Origin of the sequence: Desulfovibrio diazotrophicus (assembly GCF_902498985.2) — a bacterium.
Lineage (GTDB): Bacteria > Desulfobacterota > Desulfovibrionia > Desulfovibrionales > Desulfovibrionaceae > Desulfovibrio > Desulfovibrio legallii.
On the sequence record NZ_OX346397.1, the window covers coordinates 1,146,709 to 1,169,793 of the forward strand.

A 23,085-nucleotide genomic window follows, 5' to 3' on the forward strand; every position below is an offset into this window, starting at 1 on the left:
AGAACACCATGACCGACATCTGCTCTCTCACGCTGACCGCCCTGACCGGGGCCCTGCAGAACAAAGAACTGAGCGCCGTGGAGGCGGCCACCGCCTGCCTGGAGCGCATTGCCGCCACCGAACCCCGCCTGGCCGCGTTGCTCACCGTGGACCGGGAAGGCGCGCTGGCCACGGCCACCGCCTTGGACAAGGAAGGGCCTGACCCCTCGCGTCCCCTCTGGGGCGTGCCCATGACCATCAAGGACGCCCTGTCCACCAAAGGTCTGCGCACCACGGCGGGCTCCCGCATCCTTGAAAACTACGTCCCCTTTTACGACGCCGCGGCCGTAGAGCGCCTGCGCGCCGCCGGGGCCGTTATTCTGGGCAAGGCCAATCTGGACGAATTTGCCATGGGCTCCTCCACGGAAAATTCCGCCTATCAGACCACCCGCAACCCCTGGAATACGGACAAGGTGCCCGGCGGCTCCAGCGGCGGTTCCGCAGCCTCGGTCAGTGCCGGGCAGTGCTTTGCTTCTCTGGGCACAGACACGGGCGGCTCCATCCGTCAGCCAGCCGCCCTTTGCGGCTGCGTGGGCCTCAAGCCCACCTACGGCCGGGTTTCGCGTTACGGGCTCATCGCCTACGGTTCCTCTCTGGATCAGATCGGCCCCCTGGCCCGCACAGTGGAAGACTGCGCCCGCGTGCTGGACGTCATTGCCGGACACGACCAACGCGACGCCACCAGCGCCCCCCGGCCCGCCGAGGACTATGCCGCCGCGCTGCAAAGCCGCCCTCTCAAAGGCGCGCGCCTGGGCCTGCCCAAAGAATTCTACGGCCAAGGCCTGGACCCGGAAGTGCGCGACGCCTGTGAAACAGCCCTGCGCACGGCCGAAGCCCAGGGCGCGACCCTGGTAGACGTGAGCCTGCCCCATACGGATGCGGCCATCGCCACCTACTACATCATTGCCATGGCCGAGGCCAGCTCCAACCTGGCCCGCTTTGACGGCGTGCGCTACGGCCGCCGCGCCGCCCCGATCAACAATCTGGAAGAACTCTACGTGCGTTCGCGCAGCCAGGGTTTCGGGCAGGAAGTCAAACGCCGCATTATGCTGGGGGCCTATGTGCTTTCCTCCGGCTACTACGACGCCTACTACCGCAAGGCCGCGCAGGTGCGCCGCTGCATCCGCGACGACTACCTGGCCGCCCTGGAGCAGTGCGACGTGCTGCTGGCCCCGGTCTCCCCGGTAACGGCCTGGAATCTGGGCAGCCACAGCGGCGACCCGCTGCAGATGTACCTTATGGACGCCTACACCCTCTCCCTTAATCTGGCGGGCCTGCCCGGCCTTTCCCTGCCCGTGGGCCTGGGCGCGGCCAGCCGCATGCCCGTCGGCGTACAGCTTATCGGCAAGGCCTTTGCCGAATCCGAACTTCTGGCTCTGGGCCACAGCCTAACCCAAGCCCTGCCCCCCTTGGGAACGCCCGCGCTGTGAGCTGGATATTGCAGCTCTGGTGCGCGAGGATGATCAGGCAGGCGCAAAAAGGACTGCCCACTCCTGCTGTGCTGTAAAAAAGCAGGCACACCGCGGGCAACAGGGTGGACCATAAAAAAATATGCTGGCGGCTGTGGAAGTAACCCGCACAGCTTTCCAGAGTAGACCCGTTGACAGCCAACAAGCCCCTGCGCTCTCAGAGCACAGGGGCTTTTGTGGGCTCTACCTCAAAGACGGGGGCCCAGACAAAAAGCCCTTATGGCGATAACCATAAGGGCTTGCTTGTTTTGTGGTGCGCCCGGAGAGATTCGAACTCCCGACCTACAGGTTCGTAGCCTGTTGCTCTATCCAGCTGAGCTACGAGCGCGTCAACGAAGGGGAAAGTATCCCAAGCCGCAGGCGGCGTCAAGTTTTTTCCCCAAAAATTTTTCTAAAATCTTGCACTGTTATCCGGAACTATCAAAACGAACCGCTACAAATGGAGCCCGCCTGCCCTGTTCGCAAAAGGGAAGCCAGAACACCAGTCAAGCGAGGTGCATTAGCCCTGTCAGGCCCATTGGCGCACGGCCACTGCCGCAGCGGTCCTGCGGCAGCACCCCACCGACCCCGGTCCTGCCGCTTCCGCCAGAGCAATGCAGATTCCATTGCCCCGGTGCTGCACACGCAGACGGCCGCTCTGGAGGCATAAGCACACATCACGCGGCACACCACCCCCGCAGGGATGACCTCGCAGTGCGCTTACAGCGTGCTACTCGGCGGCTTCCAGGCCGTTAACGGCGCGGGCCAGACGCGAAATCTTGCGCGCGGCCTTTTTCCAGTGCAGAGCGCCCTTGCCGGCGGCCTTGGACAGCACAGAAGTAGCGGCCACCAGGGCCTCGCCGGCCTGGGCCTTGTCGTTGCCCTGCAGGGCGACGCGCACCTGCTTGACGGCGTTCTTCACCCTGGTACGGGCGGCGCGGTTGCGGCTGGCGCGTTGCAGGCTCTGCTTGTGACGTTTAAGGGCAGACTTATGGTTAGCCACGGTGTTCCTCCGCTCAGTTTAAAATGCTTCAGGCTTGCCGGGCAAGCCATGATGGCGTGTTATTGTCGCCCGATGGCGAATTGGTGCTGTTAGCACAGTAAAAAGGACCTGTCAAGAGCTCCCGCCCACAGCCGCTTGCGGCCAACGCCCTGCCACTGCCCGGAAGCGGCCTCCCTGAAAGACTCGCGTCCTCCAGAGAAACAGGACGACGGCCGCCGCCTGGGCAGAGAAGCAAGGCCAGCCCCCTTGGGAGACGCTTGCCTGCGCAGCCGTCAGAAGGACGCCGCATCAAGTGCCTACTGCTGCAGGGCGGCAAAATCCGCCAGCCGGGCAAAGCGGGAACCCAAGGCCCGCAGCATGGCCAGACGGTTGCGGCGCAGATCTGCGTCTTCAGCCATGACCATGACGCCGTCAAAAAAGGCGTCCACCGCTGGGCGCACTTCGCCCAAGCAGTCCAGCAGGGCCTTGTGGTCACCGGCAGCCCACAGCGCATCCAGGCGCGGCAGCAGCGTCTCCAGGGTGGCGGCCAGGGCCTGTTCCGGAGCTTCCCGCAACAAGGATGGGTCCCAGTGGTCCGGCACGCCTTCTCCCTGGGCAGCGGCCTGCTTGCGCAGGATATTGGCTACCCGCTTGAAGGTCTGCACTGCCGCCGCATAGCCCTCTTCCCGGCTGAAGGCCGTCAGCGCCGCCAGTCGCGCGCCACAGTCGCGCACGTCCGTTGCGCCCGCGCCCAAGGCCGCGTCCACCAGGGGCGTGTCCACCCCCTGGCTCATAAAATGGTTGCGCAGCCGCGCGGTGAAAAAGTCCATGAGCTTGTCCAGCACCTCGTGGGGCGGGAATTTCCACTGCCGATCCCCGTACAGCTGCTGGGCCTTGGCAAACAGTTCACGCGCGTCCAGCCTGAGGCCGAATTCCAGCATAATGCGGATGATGCCCAAGGCGCAGCGCCGCAGACCGTTGGGGTCTGCCGCGCCGGTGGGAATCATGCCCAGACCGAAGCAACCAGCCAGGGTATCCGCCTTGTCCGCCACCGAGAGCAGCGCCCCCGCCAGACTGGTCGGCAAGGGCGAATCTGGCCCGGCGGGCAGGTACTGCTCGCCCAGAGCGGCGGCCACCGTGGCGCTCTCGCCCTTGCGCGCGGCGTAGATGCCGCCCATGACGCCCTGCAGGGTGTCGAACTCGCCCACCATGGCGCTGACCAGATCAGCCTTGGAAAGCCGCCCGGCCCTGGCCGCGTCCGCTGCGTCCAGCTGCGGCGCGCAGGCCCCGGCCAGCCAGCGGCACAGCTCTTCCAGCCGTCTGGTCTTGTCGCCCATGCTCCCCAGACCGCCGATAAAGATGACCGCGTCCAGTTTTTGCAGCCAGTGTTCAAAGCTCTCGCGCAGGTCGGCGCGCCAGAAAAAGCGGGCGTCTTCCAGTCTGGCGCGCAGCACGCGTTCCCAGCCGCGCTTGACCAAGCCCATGTCTTCGGGCGTGAGGTTAAGCACTGTCAGAAAGTACGGCAAAAGTTTTCCGTCCGGGCCTTCAATGCCGAAGCTCTTCTGGTGACTCTCCATACTGGTGAGCAGCACCTCGCGCGGCACTTCCAGATAGGCGGGGTCAAAATCCGCCAGCAGGGGCACAGGATGCTCGGTCAGGCCTTGCACTTCGTCCAGCAGGCTGTCCTTCCAGAGAATCTTGCCCTGAACTGCTGCAGCCTGGGCTTCGCCGCCCGCCACAATGACGCGGCGGCGCTCCGCCGGGTCCAGCGTGATGCCGCAGGGACCGGCAAGCACGGACAAAAAATCCCTGGCGTGGGCCACGGCAAAGGGACCGGGCCCGTGGATGCGGTGGCCGTGGGTTTCCCGCCCGGAGGTCAGCGGCCCCAAGGCAAAGGGCACCACCTGGTCGTCCAGCAAGGCCAGAACCCAACGCAGAGGCCGGGCGTAGGCCATGCTGTATGTCCCCCAGCGCATGCGCTTGCCAAAGGGCAAAGCCGTGATAATGGCCGGGCAGAGGGCAGCCAGCAGTTCTCCGGCGGGCGCCCCGCCGCTTTGCCTGCGCACGGCCACATATTCGCCCTTTTCGGTCTGCAGGGTAAAGACGTCCTCCACGGCGCAGTTGTTGCTGCGGGCAAAGCCTTCCAGAGCCTTGGTGGGCTTGCCGTCCTTGTCCCTGGCCGCGCGCGCGGGCGGGCCGGTGACAACCTCCTCACGCTGCGCCTGCACCGGGGCAAGATCCTGCACCAGCACCACGGCCCGGCGCGGAGTGCTCATGACCGTAAGCGCGCCGTATTCCAGACCGGCTTCATCCATGGCGGCGGTAAAACGGGCGGCAAGCTCCGCCTCTTCCGGAGCCAAAAAACGGGAAGGCAGCTCTTCACTGCCGATTTCAAGCACAAAAGTGGCCACGGCTTACCTCGCATCCTTGTTGAGCATGGGATAGCCCAGTTCCTCGCGCTGCGCTGCATAGGCGCGGGCCACGCCCGCCGCCAGGGCGCGCACCCGGCCGATGTAGCCCGTGCGTTCAGTGATGGAAATGGCTCCGCGCGCGTCCAGCAGGTTGAAGGTGTGCGAGCACTTCAGGCAGTAGTCATAGGCGGGCAGGGGCAAGCCCAGCTCCAGCATGGCTTTGCACTGGCCTTCAAAATCGCTGAAATGCCGCAGCAGCATGGCGGCGTCGCTGGCCTCGAAATTGTGGCGGGACTGCTCCACTTCATTCTGGTGGTAGATATGGCCGTAGGTCACATTCTTGTTCCAGGCCAGATCGTAAACCGATTCCACGCCCTGCAGATACATGGCAAGACGCTCCAGGCCGTAGGTCAGCTCCACGCTCACGGGGCTGAGGTCGATGCCGCCCACTTGCTGGAAGTAGGTGAACTGGCTTACCTCCATGCCGTTGAGCCAGACTTCCCAACCCAGGCCCCAAGCCCCCAAGGTGGGGGATTCCCAGTCGTCTTCCACAAAGCGGATGTCGTGCTGCGCGGGCTTGATGCCCAGGGCGTGGAGGCTTTCCAGGTAAAGATCCTGCACATTGTCCGGCGAGGGTTTGAGCACCACCTGAAACTGGAAGTAGCGCTGCAGACGATTGGGATTTTCGCCGTAGCGGCCGTCCGTGGGCCGACGGGAAGGCTCCACATAGGCCACGCTCCAGGGTTCCGGACCGATAACCCGCAAAAAAGTGTTGGGATTAAAGGTGCCAGCGCCGCACTCCACGCCCGAAGGCTGTTCCACTACGCAGCCCTGCCGGGCCCAGTAAGATTGCAGGGTCAGAATGACGTCCTGAAAGTACATGCCGTGTCCTTTGTTCTGCCGTGGTCCGATCCCGCTGCAACAGGGGGAACGGGAATCGCGCCCTCAGACGCGCCGAAAAAAGCCCTCTTCCCAGGCCAGCCCCAGGTGGTACTGCACAAAACCGTCGATGGCCCTGGCGCAGGCCCGCCGGTCCTCGGCGGGCAGCGCGTCCACGCGCCAACCGGAGGGCAATTCTTGCTGCACATGCCGCAAAAGGTCAAGCCCGGCTGGGCGCAGCTCCACGCCGTAACGCGCCGGTCCGGACGCCGCGCGGCAGACAGGGCAGCGCATCTGCCCTTCGTCCACCACAAACTGTCCGCCCCCCTCCAGAGGCGCGCCACACTGACCGCAGCTCTCCAGATTAGGCGCAAAGCCCATGACTCCGGCCAGGCGCAGCCGGAAAAACAGCGGGAACAGACCGGGCAAGGCCGGCGCGCTTTCCAGCGTGCGGCGCAGATCCTCCACCAGGGCATAGGCCCCGGCCGCGCCTTCGGCCGTAACGCCCAGCGCTTCCACAAAGCGCAGACAGTTGGCCGCAAGGCCCATGCGCCGCCAGTCCTGCCGCAGGGTCTGCGGTCCGTCCAGAAGCACGGCCTCTTCCAGATTGAGAAAATCGCCGCGCCGCGAGGCGCTGACCCGGCAGTGCAGGCTGTTGAGCACATCCAGACAACCGCAGAAGCGTCGTCGGCTGCGGCTGCCGCCGAAGGCAAAGAGGGTCAGCAGCCCGTGCCCGCGGCAGAGCATCTTCAGCCAGAGGTCGGCCTCGCGAAAGTGCCCCATACGCAGCACCAGCGCGCTGTCGGCCCATTCGGTCATGGCTGGGCCGGGGGAAACTTGAGGGTGCGCACCTGGCCGCTCTGCCCGGCCGGGGGCTGATCCTGACCATCGTAGCGCAGGCGCACGCCGCCGGCGTTGCCCAGCTTGAGCTCCAGACTCTTGCTGAAGGTCAGGGCAAAGGTATCACCCTTGCGTAAAGAAAACTGGCGGGTATCGGTATTATCGGCATTGGAGTGCACCCAGCATTCTTCCAGCGCGGTAAGGATGACCTTATGCGGACCGCTCTGCTCTTCGCCAGGCTGCGCTGCGCCAGGCTGCGCTGCGCCGGGCTGAGCTGTGCCGGGCTGGACTGCAGCTGCAGCGGGCTGCCCGCCCCAGCCGGGCGTGCCCACGGGCGTGGGGACAGTGGCCCCGGCCCCGACGTTGCCGGAAGCCCCGCCGGGCACAGCGACGGACTGGCTGTCTGCAACGCCGGCGGCAAGCCCGCCGGGAGCGACGTCTGTTGCGCCAGGCCGGGGGGCTCCGGACGGACTCACAGAAGTGGACGGCGCTGCGGACGAAGAAGCGCCCGGCGCCGCCACGGAAGGCTCTACGACCATCTGCGGAGACTGGGCCGAGGACAGGGGCACGGCGCGTTCCCGGCTGGGGACCACTTCGGCCTCTGTAGCCGGCTGCGCCAGACGGCGGGTCTGGGACGTCACAAAATCCAGCGCTCCCTGCCGCCAGGCCAGCCAGCCCAGACCAGCCAGCAGCACCAACGCCGCCGCCAGGGCCAGAAAAGGCCTGAGGTTACGCGAAGGCGCAAGCAGGCGCTCCGGCTCGTAAACGCTCTGGGGCGGTGCGGCTTCCGCATCGCTGTTCAGGGCGACGAGGGCTGTGGCTACTTCTTCGGCCGCCAGCCCGACATAGGCGGCATAGGAACGGATAAAGCCCTTGGCGTAGGCCGGATGGGGCAGGCCCGCAGTGTCGCCTTCTTCCAGGGCGCGCAGCTGACGCGCCCCGATTTTGAGATGCGCGGCCACATCATCCACGCTCAGGCCGCGCTTTTCGCGTTCGGCGCGCAGGGCCGCGCCCAGTTCCTCTAAGGTCATGCCATGCCTCGGTATGCGGATGCGCGCCGCCCCCGGCGCGGCTAAAAGGCCCCGGCGCGTCCGCCCGCGCCGGGCCCCGGCCCGTTACAGCCGGATGTCGATGACGGCCCGGTTGCGCAGCTGGGCGGAATAGTCCTCAAACCGTTCCATAGCCTTGGGCTGGCGCAAAATAGCGTCAATCTGGGGTTTGGCCTGTTCAAAAGTAAGCAGCTGCGCCCCGCCGCCGCCGGGACGGAACAAATGCACCTGGGCCTTGCGGCCCTGCAGATCGAAAACATCTGTTACGTCGCCGGGCTTCATCTTGGTCAGGCGGGCTTCCCATTCGGGATTAAGCCGTTCCCATTCCACAAGGCCCATATCGCCGCCCTTGTCTTTGTTGGGCGCGATGGAATATTTGCGGGCGGCCTCTTCAAATGAAAGCGCGCCGGATTTGATCTGGGTGGCTATGGATGCAGCATTGACGTTGGGCGGATAGACCAGAACGCCCATGTGCAGACCAGAACGGTCGTACATGGTGTCCTTATGGGCTTCATAATAGGCCTGAATCTCATCCGGGGTGACCACTACCTTGCGGCCCACCTCCATACCCATGATTTTCTGACGCAGCAGACCTTTTTCAATATTGGCGCGCAGGTCGGCCACACTGCCTTTCTGCCGGGCCAACTGCTGCTCGAACTGCTCTTTTGTCAGATGGTTGGCCTGCATTATTTTGGCAATTTCTTTGTCCACTTCGGCCGGCGAAACACTGACCTTAAGGCGCTTGGCCTCCTGCGCGATAAGGATGTCCATGATCATCAGATCCAGCACCTTATGCAGCACAGCATCCACGGCCTTGGCTTGTTTGGGATCATTGGGATTGAGTCTGGCGCGGGCCAGGTCCGGCAGTGCGTTCTTCTGCAGGTCAAACATGGTGATGACCTGCCCGTTGACCACGGCCGCCACCTTGTTGAGCTGGGCGGCCCGGGCCACGCCCGCAACCGCAAGCCAGGCAACCAGCAGCAGAACAAGTGTTTTTTTCACGATGTATTCTCCCTTGGAGCAGATTACCTTTGAGGACATATCTTCTCAAAGTTTACAGCACGCCCGCTTCGGCGGCCTGCCGACGCAAATAAATTGCGCCTGCGCCTTTGCGGCGGGCGCCTGCTCATGCCGCTGCCAGCGCGTTCAGGATAAGAGCGCCCCTGGCGGCAACACCCGGCAACTTTCCGGGGCAGCCAAATCTAGCCGTTTTTAGCCCAAATCGCCGCCGGATGCAACGGGCGGCCCTACGGCACCTGCTCCGCGCCGCTTTCTTCTTCCCCGTTTTTCCGGGCCGAAGGCGGCGTCACAAGGTCCGTTTTGAGATCCGGGGCTACCCGAATGCGGGCCGTGGCCAAGGCGGCTTCGAGCCAACGGAGAAAGGCGGCGTCCAGCTTTTCTTCGCGCAGTTCCCGCTCAACCAGCGGATAGGCTTCGGCCAGATCCATACGCGCGGCAGGCTTGCGCGCCATAAGCGCCACAGAGCGCCAGGCGCCTTCCTCCTTCCGGGGCGGAGCGCACTGGCCCGGGGCCAGATCGGCCACGGCCTTGCGCCAGACCGCGGGCAGGTCCTCAGAACGGACCTCCAGGCACTGATAAGGCGCGCCTTCCTCTTCCCTGCCGGGCAGCCGGGGCAAGGCCCGGCAAAAGCCTTCCACTGCCGCCCGCTCATCGGCGCTGACCAGGCAGACCGCCAGCAGCGAGGGCAGCTGAAAATCCGCCCCATGCGCTTGATAATAGGCCCGAATTTCTTCCAACCCCACCCGGATATCCGGCTCCAGCACCAGTTTTTCAAACTGCACCAGCGAAAGGTGGTCGCGCATGAGGGCCCGCCACTGCTCCGCATCCAGAGCCTCGTCGGCCAGATAACGGTCCAGGGCCTCTTTGCCGCCGTAGTCCCGTCGTACGGCGTCAATGGCCGCCTCCAGAGCTTCAGGACTCACAGCCAGCTGGCGACGCTGCAGATCCTGCCGCACCAGGGCGCAGACGATAAGCGAGCCCAGACCTTCGCCATAGCGGCGGCGCATGTCTTCCAGCGAGGGGCGCCGCAGAACCCCCAGGGTCGCGGAACGGCTGTCCAGCAAGGCCTGCAGGCCGCGCAAAAAAATGGGCTCACCGTTGACGGTGGCCACCACGCCCTCGGGCAGCCGCGCCTCCAGGCAGCCGGCCAGAGCCAGACACAGGCAGAACGCCGCCAGCAGGAATCCTGCACGGCGTGTACGGCGCGCCACAGCGGGGTCGGCAATCATGGTTCCTCCCACAGACTGGCGGCAGTCAGGCCGCCGGGGCGGCGCGCACGCCGGTCAAAGCCGCGCGCAGGCTGTCCAGCCCCCGGGGCACGTCCACATCCGGGGGCAGCGGCAGATGCAGGCCCGCCGGGGGCAGCAGGCGCGCCCCCGGTGTGCGGGCGGCCAAGGCTACCAGACCTTCCGGCCGGGCGGCGGTCTGTCCTTCAGGCCAGATCAGCCGCACATGGTCGCTGTAGACATCAGCCTTCTGCACCTGCAGTTCCGTCAGAAACTGTTTGAAATCCAGCACGGCCAGGAAATTTCGCAATTCAGGGGGGAAGGGGCCGAAACGGTCGCGGATGGCCAGGGCCGCCTCTTCCCGGGCCGCGCCGCCCACGGCTGCAGTCAGGGTTTTGTAGCAGCGCAGACGCTCGCGCCCGTCTTCAATATATGTGGCGGGGATGTGCGCAGGCAGGCCCAAGGTCAGCTCGGTTTCGCCCACCAGGGCTTCGGGCGTGCCCTTGAGGCGCGCCACGGCCTCCTCCAGCATTTCCAGATACAGGTCCAGCCCCACCCGGCACATGTGCCCGGACTGCACCTCGCCCAGAATATTGCCCGCCCCGCGCAGACGCAAGTCCTCCATGGCCACCTGAAAGCCCGCGCCCAGGTAGTCCATATCCAGAATAATGCGCAAGCGCTCCTCAGCCACGGCGGTAAGGCGCTCGGCGTCGGGCACCACAAAGTAGGCGTAAGCCTGCCGGTCGCTGCGCCCCACGCGGCCGCGCAACTGGTAAAGCTGCCCCAGGCCGAACATCTGGGCCTGATCCACCACCAAGGTATTGGCGCGAGGGAAATCCAGCCCGGATTCCACAATGGAGGTGCAGACCAGCACGTCCAGCTCGCCGTGCCAGAACTGGTGCATGGTGTTTTCCAGTTCGGTTTCGGACATCTGGCCGTGGGCCATGCCCACGCGGGCTGCGGGGACCAGCCCGCGCACGTACTGGGCCACACGCTCCAGCCCCTGCACCCGGTTGTAAACCCAAAAGACCTGCCCCTCGCGCGCTATTTCGCGCTCCAGCACCTGGCGCAGGGTGGCCTCGTCGCGCCGCAGCACGGCCGAAGCCACGGGCTTGCGGTCCTGAGGTGCCGTTTCAATGATGGAAAGCTCCCGAATGCCGGACATGGAGAGCTGCAGGGTGCGTGGGATGGGCGTAGCCGTAAGGGTGAGCACATCCACGTTTTTTTTGAGGGCCTTGAGTTTTTCTTTGTGACGCACGCCGAAACGCTGCTCCTCGTCCAGGATGAGCAGGGTCAGGTTGGGCAGCCGCACGTCGCTGGAAAGGATGCGGTGGGTGCCGATGAGGATGTCGACCTGTCCGGCGGCGGCGGCGCGCAGCACCTCCTTCTGCCGGGGACGCGGCACAAAACGGCTGAGCAGGCCCACATTGACGGGAAAGCCCGCCAGACGCGCCCGGAAGGTCTGGTAGTGCTGCTCGGCCAGTACCGTGGTGGGACAGAGCAGGGCCACCTGCCGTCCCTCGGAGGCGGCGCGGAAGGCGGCGCGCAAGGCCACTTCGGTTTTGCCGAAGCCCACGTCGCCGCAGACCAGCCGGTCCATGGGCCGGGGCCGGTCCATATCCTCCAGCACTTCCTGAATGGCACGGGCCTGATCCGGCGTTTCCTCAAAGCCAAAGGTGGCTTCAAACTCATGGTAGAGGTCGCCGGGGGGATCATAACGAAAGCCCTTGGTCACCTTGCGGTAGGCGTACATTTCCACCAGGTCGGCGGCAATTTTTTCAATGGCCTTGCGGGCCTTTTCACGTCCGGCCGTCCAGCCCGCACCGCCCAGGCGGTCCAGGGGCGGCTCCGCGCCCTCGGTCCCCTTGAAGCGCTGCAGCAGGCCAAGACGGTCTACGGGCACATAGAGCTTGTCCCGCCCGGAATACTCCACCAGGATGAAGTCATTGGCCGCCGCGTTGAGATCCAGGTGGTGCAGCCCGGCAAAACGGCCGATGCCGTATTCCTTGTGCACCAGCAAATCTCCGGGGCGCAGGTCGTCAAAGCTGTCCAGCCCCTTAAAGGCGCGGGAGGCCACGCGGGGGGTCTTTTCGGCCTTGGGGTAGAGGATGTTTTCGCCCAGCACCAGGCTGTTGTCCCAGCCCAGTTCCGCCCCGCCGCGGAAAGGGGACACCAAGGCGAACAGGCCGTGCTGTTCCGGCGCGTAGCGCAGGGCCGGGACAATGCCCTCCTGCGCCGCCAGCTTGAGAAATTTATTCCGGCCCCGTTCACTGGCAAAGCTCAGCACCACCTGGCGCCGCTGCCCGCTCCATTCCTTGAGACCAGCGGCCAAGTGCTGCCATGGGCGGTCCTGCGCGCCGGGCAGAGGGAAAAGATCGGTAAAGCCGTGCAGCGCGCGCTCGGCAAAATCCAGCCCACGCCCCTCCACGCCCATGACCAGGGGCTCGGCATAGACACGCTGCCGGGCGTTCCACGGTGCGGGCAGCGCGGCCTTGCGCAGGGCCAGGCTCGCGGGCTGCGGCAGGGGGGCGCTTTCCGCCTCCAGTTTTTCTTTGAGGGTGGCGCGGCCGTCGCGCACAAGATCCGCGCTGTCGGCCTCGCCGGGCAAAAGCCAGAGGCAGTCGTCGGGCAGCCAGTCCTCCAGCAGGCTGGGGGATGGGTCCAGACAACCGGGCAGCAGCCCGGCCCCGCCCGCATCCAGGGCCTTCTTGAAGGAATAACATTCGTTTTCGCCGATGCGGCCTTCGGCAAACAGACGGTCGCAGCGCTCCCGTGCGGCGGCCAAGCCTGCCGCGTCCAGGGCCAGGGGGCTGGCGGGCAGCAGAGTCAGGCACTCCAGATCGCGCAGAGAGCGCTGGCTTTCAGCGTCAAACAGGCGCATGTCCTCCAGCGTGTCGCCAAAAAACTCCAGACGCACGGGCCGGGCGTAGCCCACGGGAAAAATATCCAGAATATCGCCGCGCCGGGCCATATCGCCGGGCCGGGTGACCATGGACACGCGCCCGTAGCCCCAATCGGCGGCCTGGTCCAGCACCATTTCGGGCGCGAGCTCGCCGCCCCGCTGCAGATCCAGACTGCGTGCGGCAAAAAAGCCCACGCTCATATAGCGCAGCAGCAGGCTTTCCACCCCGCAGACCAGACAGCGGGGGCGCTGTTGGGTCAGGGCGTAGAACACGGGCAGGCGCGCGGTCCAGGCGGCGGCGTCCTGCCACTGATGCGGCGTAGGCAGCCCCAGGCAGGGGCTTTCCCACACCGGGCGTTCCGGCGGGGGGTCGGCCAGCGAAAGTTCTGGACTGAACAGGGTCAGCAGGCCGCGCGCGGCGGCGTATTCTTCCCTGTCGCGGGCCACCAGCACGGCGCTGCGGCCCGCAGCCACAGCGGCGCAGGCCAGACGGCAGCGGGTAGCCAGACCGCTGCGCTCCAGATATATCTGCCGGTTGCCGGACGAAAGCAGTGCGCTGAGATTCTCCATCGCTGCCTGTTTGCTGGAGGAAGGACACACAAAGGCGGCCCTGAGGCCGCCCCCGTGAGTATATGGGTGTTCCGAATCGAGGGCCGACTACGCGCCGCAGCCGCCGGAGCAGCCGCTGCATCCGCCGCCCGTGTTGGGCAGGGGATTTTTGGGCTCCACCGTGAAGCCCGCGTAGGTCAGATCAATGCTGACGCCCTCCACCTGAGCCAGAAGGTCTTTGTTGATGCAGAAGGTAAAGCCGCCCTGCTCTTCGCTTTGATCCTCGTCGCCCGCGGCGTCCAGGGCCAGAGCCAGATGCGGCCCACCGCAGCCGCCAGGGGCGAGATAAACGCGAATGGGGCTTTTTTCCTTGTCCGCAAAAAAGGCTTCCAGTTCCTTGCGGGCGCTTTCACTCAAGTCAAGCATGGTTCCTCCCATGTGGGTATAATGGAGGCATACGCCACCGAAAAACTTTTCCGGCGATGCTCTGCCAGTGGAACCCTTCCGCGCCGCGCAAGGCGTCGGTTGCCTTTTGTCCTAACTGCCGCAACCGCCGCCGCAGCTGCCGCAGCTGCTTGCGCCGTCAGAGGCGAAGGGAACTGCGGGGTCCACAGCAAAGCCCATGTAGGTCAGGTCGATTTTCACGCCCTGAATCTGGTCCAACAAGGTTTTATTGACACAAAAAGTGTAGCCGGCCTGTTCTTCGGTTTGATCCTGATCATTAGGCTCGTCCAGAGCCAGTGCCAAGCGCGGCCCGCCTCAGCCGGCGGTCATATAGACCCGAATGGGATCCTTTTTTTTGTCCGCGAAGAAGGCGTCGAGCTCCTTGCGGGCGCTTTCACTCAGTTCGATCATTACGTCCTCCATGTTTCTGGTGTCTTTGTAACTAAGTTCAAGGGCAGGGCTTGTCAATCTGTGAAAAGCCCGCCACCGCCCCCCGCCTGCCGCCGCCCGGCGGCCTTTTGCCCGGCAGGGGCTTTCCTTCGGGCTGAAAATGACGTAGCCTGCGGGGGCATATCCGGAGGAACCATGCCCACCATCCCCTTGCTGGACCAACAGGAAATCGCCCGCATTCTGGACCGCCTGGCTTCGCAGGTGCGGGAACGCCACGCCCACTGCGACCAGGTCATGCTGGTGGGCATTGAACGCCGGGGCGCAGACCTGGCCCGCCGCCTGGCCGCCCTTCTGGGGCACGGCCTGGGCCGCCCCGTGCCCCTGGGCACTCTGGACATCAATCTCTACCGCGACGACTGGACAAGCCTTGAAGGCAAGCCCCACATCGGCCGGTCCTGCATCCCCGAAGATGTGGACGGCCGCGTGGTCATCCTGGTGGACGACGTACTTTTTACCGGACGCACTATCCGGGCCGCCCTGGAGGCCCTCCTGGACTACGGCCGCCCCAGCGCCGTGGAACTGCTGGTGCTGGTGGACCGCGGCCACCGTGAGCTACCCATCCAGGCGGACTATGTAGGCCGCACGGTCAACACCAGCCGTCAGGAACACGTGGACGTGCTGCTGACCGAACGTGACGGCCAGGACGCCGTAAGCCTGATCGCCCCCGGCGACTGATTTTTACATTTCGTCGCCACTTTTCGACAACGCAAGGAACCTCACATGCCCAAACGCAAAACCTGACGCAGCAACCTAGGCTTCACGTCGTGGAGCGTATGCGGACGGCCATGCGGTTTCGGGCCCGTCTTTTTGTCCTAGCCTCCTTCCCGACCCGTTTTCTCCGTCCGCGTTCGCGGCCCGCAAGGGCCGGCAACGCCTTTTGTCCGCCGGACGCAACCGCCCGCCGGACAGCCTTGGCCTAACCCTTACCAAGGAGAAAGCAATGAGAACGGGCTCCAACATTTTTGCCACCACCACAGGCATTGTGGTTACAGGGCTGCTGTTCGGCGTGCTGGCTGTGCTGCTGCAGCAGGCCGGCAACCCTGGCAACATGGGCATCTGCGTGGTCTGCTTCAACCGCGATATCGCCGGCGCCATAGGCCTGCACCGGGCGGCCGTGGTGCAGTACCTGCGGCCCGAAATCATGGGCATGGTTCTGGGGGCCTTTGGTGCGGCCCTGCTTTTCGGCGAATACAAGCCGCGCGGCGGTTCCGCCCCCATCACCCGCTTTTTGCTGGGCGCTGTGGCAGGCATAGGCGCGCTGGTCTTTCTGGGCTGCCCCTGGCGCGTCATCCTGCGCCTGGCCGGCGGCGACGCGCACGCCCTGTTCGGCCTGGCCGGGCTCATCGTCGGTGTGGGCGTGGGCACGCTCTTCTTCCGCAAGGGCTTTTCCCTGGGCCGCAGCCAAAGCCAGAACGCCATCTCCGGCCTGGTTCTGCCCGCCATCATGCTGGGGCTCACGGCCCTGGCCCTGGCCGACCCGCAAGTAAGCGGCCAGGGCCAGAGCGGCGTTCTGTTCTACTCTCTCAAAGGCCCCGGCGCACAGCACGCGCCCTTCATCCTCTCGCTCTGCGCCGGCCTGGCCGTGGGCTTTGCGGCCCAGCGCAGCCGCTTCTGCACCATGGGCGCTTTGCGCGACGTGCTGCTCTTCAACCAATGGCACCTGGCCCTGGGCTTTCTGGCCATGCTGGCCGCCGCCCTGGTCCTCAACCTGGGCTTCGGATCCTTCCACTGGGGTTTTGAGAATCAACCCGTGGCCCAGCCCAACGATCTCTGGAACTTCCTCGGCATGGCCACCGCCGGGCTGGCCTTTGCCCTGGCCGGCGGCTGCCCCGGACGACAGCTCTTCATGGCCGGCGAAGGCGACAACGACGCCGCCGTCTTTGCCCTGGGCCTGCTGGTGGGCACGGCCGTGGCCCACAACTTCGGTCTGGCCTCCAGCCCTGCCGGCATAGGCCCCCACGGCATGGCCGCCACCCTGGCAGGCCTGGGCATCTGTCTCTGCATCGGATTCGCCAACTGCAAGCGAGGTGCGTAATGTCGCAAGTCATCGACACCCGCGGGCTTTCCTGCCCCCAACCCGTGCTTCTGTTTCTCACCGCCGCCAAGCGGAACGGCGACGGCCCCTTCAGCGTGCTGGTGGATAACGACGCCAGCCGCGAAAACGTCAGCCGCGCCGCGCGCAACCGCGGCTTTGTGGTGGACGCCGCAGACGCCGCGGACAAGGGGGCAGGCGTGACCTTGCTGGAAATCCATAAGGCCTGATCTGCTTTCCCCTATCCCCGGCAATCCCTCCGCGCGGGCCTTTTGCCGCCGGAATCGGCGTCATGGCCCGCCGGAGGGATTGCCACGGAGGCCGACATGTCTGTTTTTTCTCCCGTGCGCAAGGCGCTTTCCCTTCTGCGCGGTCGCCTGCCCAGCGCGTCCTTGGGCGCGCGTTCGCCGGCGACCGCTCCCGCCGGAAACGGCCGCCAGGGCTGCGACGACCGTGGTCTGCTGGTTTTTGAGCATACCGGAGAGGTCATCCGGGCCGAACGCCTTCTGCGGGCCGCCGGGCTGAAGGTGGAGGTCAAGGGCCCGCCCCCGGAACTGCGTACGGGCTGCGACATGGTGGTGGTCTTTCCCCTGCTGCTTCAGGCCCGCGCCCTGACCGTACTGCACGAAGCGGGGCTCACGCCCCTGCGCGCGGTCAGCGCCCACGATGTGCTTCTGGAACCCGTGTCCCTGTTTCAGACCCGCCGCATCAATGGCCGCTGGATTATGGTGCGTGCGGCCAACATGAAAATCACTCTGGACAGCGCCACGGGCCGTATTGTCAATATCTCAGGCGGCGGCTGCCCGGACGTGCCCTGGCTGGCCAGTCAGCTCTGTGGCCGCGACCTGCAGACTGCCCCGGCCCCCCTGAGCCTGGGGCAGACCCTGTGCTGCTACAGCCTGCAAAAGGCCTTTGACGAACTCAGGACCGTCATGGCCGCGCCCCACACGGGGACGCGGCAACCGGACGGCACGCCCCAGCAGACTGCGGACCAGCCTGCCAGCCGCCCTGTCGCCTGAAAAACGGAGGAAACCATGTGGTGTATTGTGGGAACCCTGCCGGACGCCGCGGCCCCGCTGCTCACGGCGGGCCTGGACGCGCCCTCGGCGGTGCGGGACGGCTTCCTGATCCTTCCCGACGGCTTCCGCACACCGGTGCAGCGCGGCACCCCCGCCCTGGCGGCCACGGCCCTGCTGGCCTGCGCCGCCCTGAACTTTCCCCCGCCGCGCCTGCTCCTGGCCGGAGACACGGGATCGGGCGCGGGCAGCCGCGCCGTCTATGCCCATCTTGAAGATTGTTTGCCCGCCCTGGCCCCACGTGGGCTCACCTTTCACTACCTCTTCCCCGACGTGGACTGGCACAACCGGCTGCTGCTGGCCATCAGCGCCCTGCCCGTCCGCCCCCTGCTGGCGGCCGACGCGGGCTATATGTATGTGGCCAAGATGAGCGGCTACGCCGACGCCTACGACCTGTTCACCCCGGACCTGGGCGAACTGGCCTTTCTGGCCGACGAAACCGCGCCCCACCCCTTCTACACGCGTGGTTTTCTGCTGGCGGAAGAAAAAGACCTGCCCGCACTGATGCGCCGCGCCCAGGCCCACGGCAACTGCCCGCCCAACCTCATCGTCAAGGGCCGCACGGACCACATCGTCTGCAACGGCATGCTGGCGGCCACGGTGGATACGCCCTCGGTGGAGGCCATGGAATGCATCGGCGGCACGGGCGACCTGGTCACAGGCCTGGTTACGGCCTTTCTCTGCGGCGGGCTGCCCATCTGCCGGGCCAGCCTGGCCGCCGCACGCGCAGCGCGGCTGCTGGCCCAGGACTGCGCCCCGGACCCTGGCTTCCAGATCGGCCAGCTGCTGGCGCGGCTGCCGGAGATGCTGGTAAGGGAGAAAGATTTGCTTGTGGAGGAAGGAAAACTTTAAAAAACTTTTTTCTCCGCCAGGGGACGCAGAAGGCGTACCCCGGCCGGGATGCAGAAGAGATGAGGAGCAGGTTGTGCTGTGCCTCTGGGGTATGCGGCTGATGGGGTAGCGTTGCCAGGCGCAGGGGAACGCCTGCCGCCGTGCTTTCAGCGCCTGCGCTCTCGCCGCCGCTTGCGCTGGCGCAGAGCCGCCCGCCACAGCCAGGAAGCCACCAACCCGACAGCCACGCCGCCAAAGGCATAAAGCGTCTGGGCAGCCATGTGGGGCCGGTCAAAACCCCACTGTGCGGCCTTGTTCAACGAGGGGTGGTAGAGCGCCCAGGCCACGGCCGCAGCCAATCCCAGCACCCCCAGAGCTCCGGCCAGCCAGAAGGCGGGGATGGGCTCCTCCCAAAAAAACGACGACCGGTAAAACCGCCGCCGCGCCAGGCAGACCGTGCAGAACACCAGGGACACCATCAGCGCCGTGATCCAGGAAAAACCGTTGAGCAGCGACCCCACAAGCCCCAACCCCAGAAAGAGCGCCGCCAGTTGAAAAGCCCTGGCCTGCCGCCGTTCCAGCCCGTAAGAAATGAACAGCAGCGCCCCGCCGCTCACAGCGGTGACAAAATGCCCCACAGCCACCACCTGGTAGGGGATGAGCTCCCGCACCATATGCAGGATGTGCCGCCCCGGCGGCAGCAGGGCCGAGGCCAGCAAAATGGCCCCGGCCGTAAAGACCATATAGGCCGAAATGGAGTGCGAAAGCACTGAAAGCCAGCGCCCGGCCTCGCGCAGCATGTTGCGCCGCTGGCGCACCTCGTACACGGCCAGCAGCAAGGCGGCGGCCAGCAGAGGCAGAATGAAGTAGATCAGGCGGAACAGCAGCACCGCCGCAAAAACCGTCTGCTCGTGCGCGGTGTGGGTCAGATGCAGGATAACCAGCTCAAACACCCCCACGCCGCCGGGAATGTGCGTGAGCACCACAGCCACCTGGGCCAGCAGATAACTGGGCAGAAAATCCAGGAAACTGATGTTCATGTGACCGGGCAGCAGCACATACATGCAGCCGGCTGCAGCAATGATGTCCACCCAGGCCACCAGGGCCTGAGCAAAGGCGATGCGCGGCGCGGGGAAGACAAATTCCTTGCCGAAGATGTGCACTGGTTTACGCACCACGCAGCAGAGCGCCAGATAAGAACAGGCTATGAGCGTAAGCCCCACACCCAGAATACGGATGTCCTGCAGGGGCATTTTGGCCAGCAGCTCGCCGGGAATAACCGGCGGGGCCACCATAAAGATGACGCCGCACAGCCCCAGTACGCCCACCCAGAAAGTGACGGCCAGCATGAGCACCAGGCGCACGATCTCCGCCAGCGAAAACCCCCAGGCCGAATAAAACCGGAAACGCACGCTGGTGCCGCCCAGCAGCGCGCCGAAATTGTAGCTCACGGCCTGGCCCACAAAAGAAACCAGGGCCACCCGCGGCAAGGGAAGGGTTTTATGGATGGCCTTGAGGGCCAGCCAGTCATAGCCCACCAGAATCATGTAGTTGACCGCCATGAGCAGCAACGAAGCCCCCATGCGCGCCGCGGAGATCTGGTCGATGCTGGCGCGGATTTCGGCCATGCTGTAACTTTTAAGTTTGTGGTAAAGCAGATAGACGGCCAGCAGAAAAATGGCGGTCACCAGCACGGGTCCGAGATAGCGCAGGTATTTTTTCATGGCTGCCGAGTTTGGGTTATGCGCACCGGGGCGAAGAAAGGCTGTTTGTTCAGCATATACGCAGTGCCGTTGCCGCGCAAGAGTGCAAGCCGGACTCAGGGCTTGACCCTTTTGCCTCTGAAGCGTAGGGTAAAAAAACGGTTACGGTGCCGCTCCCGGTTTGCGGGCCGGTGAGCGCGGCTGCGGTCGTTGCCGACCGTCCCGATTTTCCCCCAAAAGACCAAAATTTTTTTAGCGCTCGCTCCGCTGCTTGGGCAGCGGCGCTTTTTTTGCGCTTGCGAGGTTTGACATGACAATGACGAGTATCCCTATTTCCGTGCAAGGCTACAAAAGGCTGGAAGAAGAGCTGGCCCGCCTCAAAAGCGAACGTCCGGCCATCATTCAGGCCATCAAGGAAGCCCGCGAGGAGGGCGACCTGCGCGAAAACGCGGGGTACGACGCCGCGCGCGAACGCCAGGGCATGGCCGAAGCGCGCATCAAATATATCGAATCCCGCCTGGCTCTGTACCATGTCATTGACCTGGACAAGCTCACCGGTGACCGGGTGGTCTTTGGCGCCACCGTGGACGTGGAGGATGTGGACAGCGGCGAGGCGCGCACCTTCACCATTCTCGGCCCCGACGAAGCGGATCCCGCCAAGGGCTCCATCTCCTTCCTCTCTCCCGTAGGCCAGGCCCTGCTGGGCCGCGAGGAGGGTGACGAAGTTACCGTGGATATCCCGCGTGGCCGCGTCACCTATGAGGTAACCGGCGTCCGCTTTCAGGGCAGCGCGGTACTCAAGTAAAACCCCGCGCACACCTCGGCCCCCATGCCGCAGTTGCCGCAGCCGTCCCCGTCCCCGCAACACGCAACGGGGTTCCGCCGCTTCTTTCCCGTCCGCTTTCCCGCTTTGCCGGAGGCGGACGGGTTTTTTACGCGCTCCAAAACGCGCCGGGAAGAAGCATAGGGCTTGGCAGAACCCGCCCCGGTTTGCTAGGCTGCTCCCTCAAGGGGCAGCCGGCGGCCGTGTCGCCCGCCCCACGGCCACGCCATCCGTCGCCATGCCAACCCTTGCCCCTGCAACCCAAGGCGCATTTATGAACCCGACGCTGCCGCGTCTGCTCTATATTCTGGCCGCCCTGGCCTGGTATTTGCTGCTCTGGCATACGCCCGTCACCATTTTTATGGCGGCTTGTCTTTCCTGCCTCACCTTGCCCCAATACCGCCACCTGTGCCGCAAAGGCCGCATCTGGCGGCAGCGCCTGGAACGCAGCCGCCCCCTTACCCGGCGGCAACGGCTGCTGCGCGGCCTGACGCGCCAAGCCCCCCTGGGCGGCTATATTGCCATGATTCTGGCCGCTCTTATCACCCCCATCGCCACCCTGGCCCTGCTGGTCACGCCCCAGGCCGCCGCGGGCTTCAGCCGTCTGAAAGAATTGCAGGCCAACAACTTTCAGCTCCCGCCGGAATGGGTGGCCACCCTGCAGGACTGGCGCATGAGCCTTTCGGAGTATCCGCGGGTGGAGCGCCTCATCAACGAATTTCTGCAGAAGGTGGACGCCTTTCTGGGCGACGCCATCAGCACCCTGCTGACCAGGGGGGTGGACGTGCTGGGCGGCACCATGAGCGTGCTGTGGACCAGCTTTCTTTTTGTCACCCTCACCATTCTGTTCACGGTCTACGCCGGGCATCTCCGCAAAATCAGCGCGCGCATCTTTCGCATCCCCCAGGCCATGCTGCGGCGCTTTACCCTCACCATCCACAAGGCTTTGCGCGCCATCATGCTGGGCATTGTCCTGGTGGCTCTGGCCCAGGGAGTGCTTTGCGGCATCGGCTTCAGCGTGGCCGGGGTCAAGCAGCCCGCCTTCTGGGGCATGCTGGCCACTCTGGTGGCCCCCATCCCCATGGTGGGCACGGCCCTGGTCTGGCTGCCGCTCTGCCTTTCGCTCTGGTTTACGGGCAAAACCATGGCCGCCGTGGGCCTGGCCCTTTGGGGCATGTTGGCTGTGGCCGGCGTGGACAATGTGCTGCGGCCCCTGTTTTTGCGGCAGGGCATCAACGCGCCGTTTTTTGTGTTGATCATTGCCATTCTCTGCGGCCTGGCCAGTTTTGGCCCCGTGGGGCTCATCGCCGGCCCCGTGCTGCTGGCCTTTGCCATGCAGGCGGTAGAAGAAGGCAACCGCATCTACCAGCATGGCTAATACGCACCGCCCTCTTCACAATAACGGCGCGGGCGCGCGCCAACGCCCGACAAAACTGGCCCCGCGTCTGCCGGCGCTGCTCCTTCTGCTGCTGGCGCTGCAACTGGTCCTGGCCCCGGCGGCGCTGGCCGCCCTGGGCGGCGTGCGCTCGGCCATACTCATCAATATGAACACGGGCAAGGTGCTCTTTGCCAAAAATGCGGACGCGGCCATCCCCCCGGCTTCTCTCACCAAGGTCATGACCATGTATCTGACCCTGGACGCCGTGCAGGCCAAAAAACTCCGCCTGCAGGAAATAATCCGCATCCGTCCCGGCGTAGCCAAGGTAGGCGGTTCCTCCATGCATCTGCGCACGGGCGAACGGGTGAGCGTCAGCCAGTTGCTGACCGGCGCGGCCGTTGCGTCAGGCAACGACGCCGCCACGGCCCTGGCCCTGCGCGTGGGGGGCAATCAACGCCAGTTTGTCCGGGCCATGAATGCCAAGACCCGCGCCCTGGGCATGCGCCGCACGGTCTTCAAAAACCCCACGGGTCTGCCGGCAGCCGGGCAAAAAACCACGGCCCGCGACATGGCAGCCCTGACCCGCGCCTACTTGCGCAGCCACCCTTCGGCCCAGGTCTTTCACCGTACGCGCTTTTTCACTCACCGGGGCCGCACCATGCGCAACACTAACGCCCTGCTGGGCACGGTGGCGGGCGTCAACGGCCTCAAGACCGGCTGGACCGTGGCCTCGGGCTACAACCTTATTGTCACTGCCCAGCGAGGCAAAACCCGCCTGTTGGCCGTGGTGCTGGGCGGCAGCAGCCGCAACGCCCGCGACGGCGCGGCCCGCCGCCTGGTGGAGGCCGGCTTTCGTGCGCCCGGCTCGCCCAAGGCCGTAAAAAAAGCCCTGGGCAGGCGGTAACCCCGCCAGGGGCCTGCCCCCTGCGCACCCCGCCCCAGCAGCCGTATGCGCGGGGCGCGCTGCCCTGCCCACCCGGCGCAGCTTCCTCCCCCCACGGCA

20 protein-coding genes and 1 tRNA gene are annotated in these 23,085 nt (G+C 65.3%); 9 read left to right on the forward strand and 12 right to left on the reverse strand.

Going from position 1 to position 23,085, the window contains the following annotated elements; translation table 11 throughout:
- Positions 1-8 precede the first annotated feature (8 nt).
- Positions 9-1,469, forward strand: coding sequence for an Asp-tRNA(Asn)/Glu-tRNA(Gln) amidotransferase subunit GatA (gatA, locus tag J7I12_RS04970; RefSeq protein ID WP_130957806.1), 1,461 nt, complete (start codon positions 9-11; stop codon positions 1,467-1,469).
- Positions 1,470-1,759: 290 nt separating this feature from the next.
- On the opposite strand, the gene J7I12_RS04975 is transcribed toward gatA, so the two are convergent.
- The 11 genes from J7I12_RS04975 to J7I12_RS05025 all read right to left on the reverse strand — a co-directional run bounded on the left by J7I12_RS04975 (position 1,760) and on the right by J7I12_RS05025 (position 14,200).
- Positions 1,760-1,836: transfer RNA gene (locus tag J7I12_RS04975), tRNA-Arg, on the reverse strand.
- A gap of 381 nt (positions 1,837-2,217) precedes the next feature.
- On the reverse strand, positions 2,218-2,490 hold the full coding sequence (rpsT, locus tag J7I12_RS04980) for a 30S ribosomal protein S20 (protein WP_118230395.1): 273 nt from the start codon (positions 2,488-2,490) through the stop codon (positions 2,218-2,220).
- Positions 2,491-2,786: 296 nt separating this feature from the next.
- Positions 2,787-4,880: a glycine--tRNA ligase subunit beta gene (glyS, locus tag J7I12_RS04985; protein ID WP_130957805.1), complete on the reverse strand. Its 2,094-nt coding sequence runs from the start codon at positions 4,878-4,880 to the stop codon at positions 2,787-2,789.
- Between the two features lie 3 nt (positions 4,881-4,883).
- On the reverse strand, positions 4,884-5,762 hold the full coding sequence (glyQ, locus tag J7I12_RS04990) for a glycine--tRNA ligase subunit alpha (RefSeq protein ID WP_118230397.1): 879 nt from the start codon (positions 5,760-5,762) through the stop codon (positions 4,884-4,886).
- Between the two features lie 63 nt (positions 5,763-5,825).
- The gene (gene recO / locus J7I12_RS04995; protein WP_118230398.1) at positions 5,826-6,578 is read right to left on the reverse strand and encodes a DNA repair protein RecO; all 753 of its coding nucleotides are present in this window, start codon (positions 6,576-6,578) and stop codon (positions 5,826-5,828) included.
- The gene (locus tag J7I12_RS05000; RefSeq protein WP_130957804.1) at positions 6,575-7,630 is read right to left on the reverse strand and encodes a helix-turn-helix domain-containing protein; all 1,056 of its coding nucleotides are present in this window, start codon (positions 7,628-7,630) and stop codon (positions 6,575-6,577) included. Before J7I12_RS05000 ends, recO begins: the two co-directional genes overlap by 4 nt.
- 84 nt (positions 7,631-7,714) lie before the next feature.
- A complete protein-coding gene (locus J7I12_RS05005) occupies positions 7,715-8,650 on the reverse strand; it encodes a peptidylprolyl isomerase (protein WP_242621169.1) in 936 nt (311 codons plus the stop codon).
- 245 nt (positions 8,651-8,895) lie between these two features.
- The gene (locus J7I12_RS05010) at positions 8,896-9,897 is read right to left on the reverse strand and encodes a peptidylprolyl isomerase (RefSeq protein ID WP_130957803.1); all 1,002 of its coding nucleotides are present in this window, start codon (positions 9,895-9,897) and stop codon (positions 8,896-8,898) included.
- Between the two features lie 25 nt (positions 9,898-9,922).
- Positions 9,923-13,366, reverse strand: coding sequence for a transcription-repair coupling factor (gene mfd / locus J7I12_RS05015; protein ID WP_118230402.1), 3,444 nt, complete (start codon positions 13,364-13,366; stop codon positions 9,923-9,925).
- A gap of 87 nt (positions 13,367-13,453) precedes the next feature.
- On the reverse strand, positions 13,454-13,771 hold the full coding sequence (locus tag J7I12_RS05020) for an IscA/HesB family protein (RefSeq protein ID WP_118230403.1): 318 nt from the start codon (positions 13,769-13,771) through the stop codon (positions 13,454-13,456).
- Between the two features lie 111 nt (positions 13,772-13,882).
- Complete coding sequence (locus tag J7I12_RS05025) at positions 13,883-14,200, reverse strand: IscA/HesB family protein (RefSeq protein ID WP_207287303.1); 318 nt, start codon at positions 14,198-14,200, stop codon at positions 13,883-13,885.
- Between the two features lie 174 nt (positions 14,201-14,374).
- Between J7I12_RS05025 and pyrR the strand changes: the two genes are divergently transcribed.
- The 5 genes from pyrR to J7I12_RS05050 all read left to right on the forward strand — a co-directional run bounded on the left by pyrR (position 14,375) and on the right by J7I12_RS05050 (position 18,199).
- Positions 14,375-14,914, forward strand: coding sequence for a bifunctional pyr operon transcriptional regulator/uracil phosphoribosyltransferase PyrR (gene pyrR, locus J7I12_RS05030; protein WP_118230405.1), 540 nt, complete (start codon positions 14,375-14,377; stop codon positions 14,912-14,914).
- Positions 14,915-15,179: 265 nt separating this feature from the next.
- Complete coding sequence (gene yedE / locus J7I12_RS05035) at positions 15,180-16,274, forward strand: YedE family putative selenium transporter (RefSeq protein ID WP_130957802.1); 1,095 nt, start codon at positions 15,180-15,182, stop codon at positions 16,272-16,274.
- Positions 16,274-16,501, forward strand: coding sequence for a sulfurtransferase TusA family protein (locus tag J7I12_RS05040; protein WP_130957801.1), 228 nt, complete (start codon positions 16,274-16,276; stop codon positions 16,499-16,501). Before yedE ends, J7I12_RS05040 begins: the two co-directional genes overlap by 1 nt.
- A 96-nt stretch (positions 16,502-16,597) precedes the next feature.
- A complete protein-coding gene (locus J7I12_RS05045; protein WP_130957800.1) occupies positions 16,598-17,290 on the forward strand; it encodes a putative Se/S carrier protein in 693 nt (230 codons plus the stop codon).
- 15 nt (positions 17,291-17,305) lie between these two features.
- Positions 17,306-18,199, forward strand: a complete 894-nt coding sequence (locus J7I12_RS05050) for a carbohydrate kinase family protein (RefSeq protein WP_130957799.1) — start codon at positions 17,306-17,308, stop codon at positions 18,197-18,199.
- A 146-nt stretch (positions 18,200-18,345) separates the two neighbouring features.
- Here the strand turns inward: J7I12_RS05050 and J7I12_RS05055 are convergent, their stop codons facing one another.
- On the reverse strand, positions 18,346-19,902 hold the full coding sequence (locus J7I12_RS05055) for a putative bifunctional lysylphosphatidylglycerol flippase/synthetase (RefSeq protein ID WP_118230407.1): 1,557 nt from the start codon (positions 19,900-19,902) through the stop codon (positions 18,346-18,348).
- A 295-nt stretch (positions 19,903-20,197) separates the two neighbouring features.
- Between J7I12_RS05055 and greA the strand changes: the two genes are divergently transcribed.
- The 3 genes from greA to J7I12_RS05070 all read left to right on the forward strand — a co-directional run bounded on the left by greA (position 20,198) and on the right by J7I12_RS05070 (position 22,986).
- Positions 20,198-20,686 carry a transcription elongation factor GreA gene (gene greA / locus J7I12_RS05060; protein ID WP_118230408.1) on the forward strand — a complete coding sequence of 163 codons (489 nt, stop codon included), beginning with the start codon at positions 20,198-20,200 and terminating at the stop codon, positions 20,684-20,686.
- 292 nt (positions 20,687-20,978) lie between these two features.
- On the forward strand, positions 20,979-22,082 hold the full coding sequence (locus J7I12_RS05065; protein ID WP_118230409.1) for an AI-2E family transporter: 1,104 nt from the start codon (positions 20,979-20,981) through the stop codon (positions 22,080-22,082).
- A complete protein-coding gene (locus J7I12_RS05070) occupies positions 22,075-22,986 on the forward strand; it encodes a D-alanyl-D-alanine carboxypeptidase family protein (RefSeq protein WP_118230410.1) in 912 nt (303 codons plus the stop codon). Before J7I12_RS05065 ends, J7I12_RS05070 begins: the two co-directional genes overlap by 8 nt.
- The last annotated feature ends 99 nt before the right edge of the window (positions 22,987-23,085 follow it).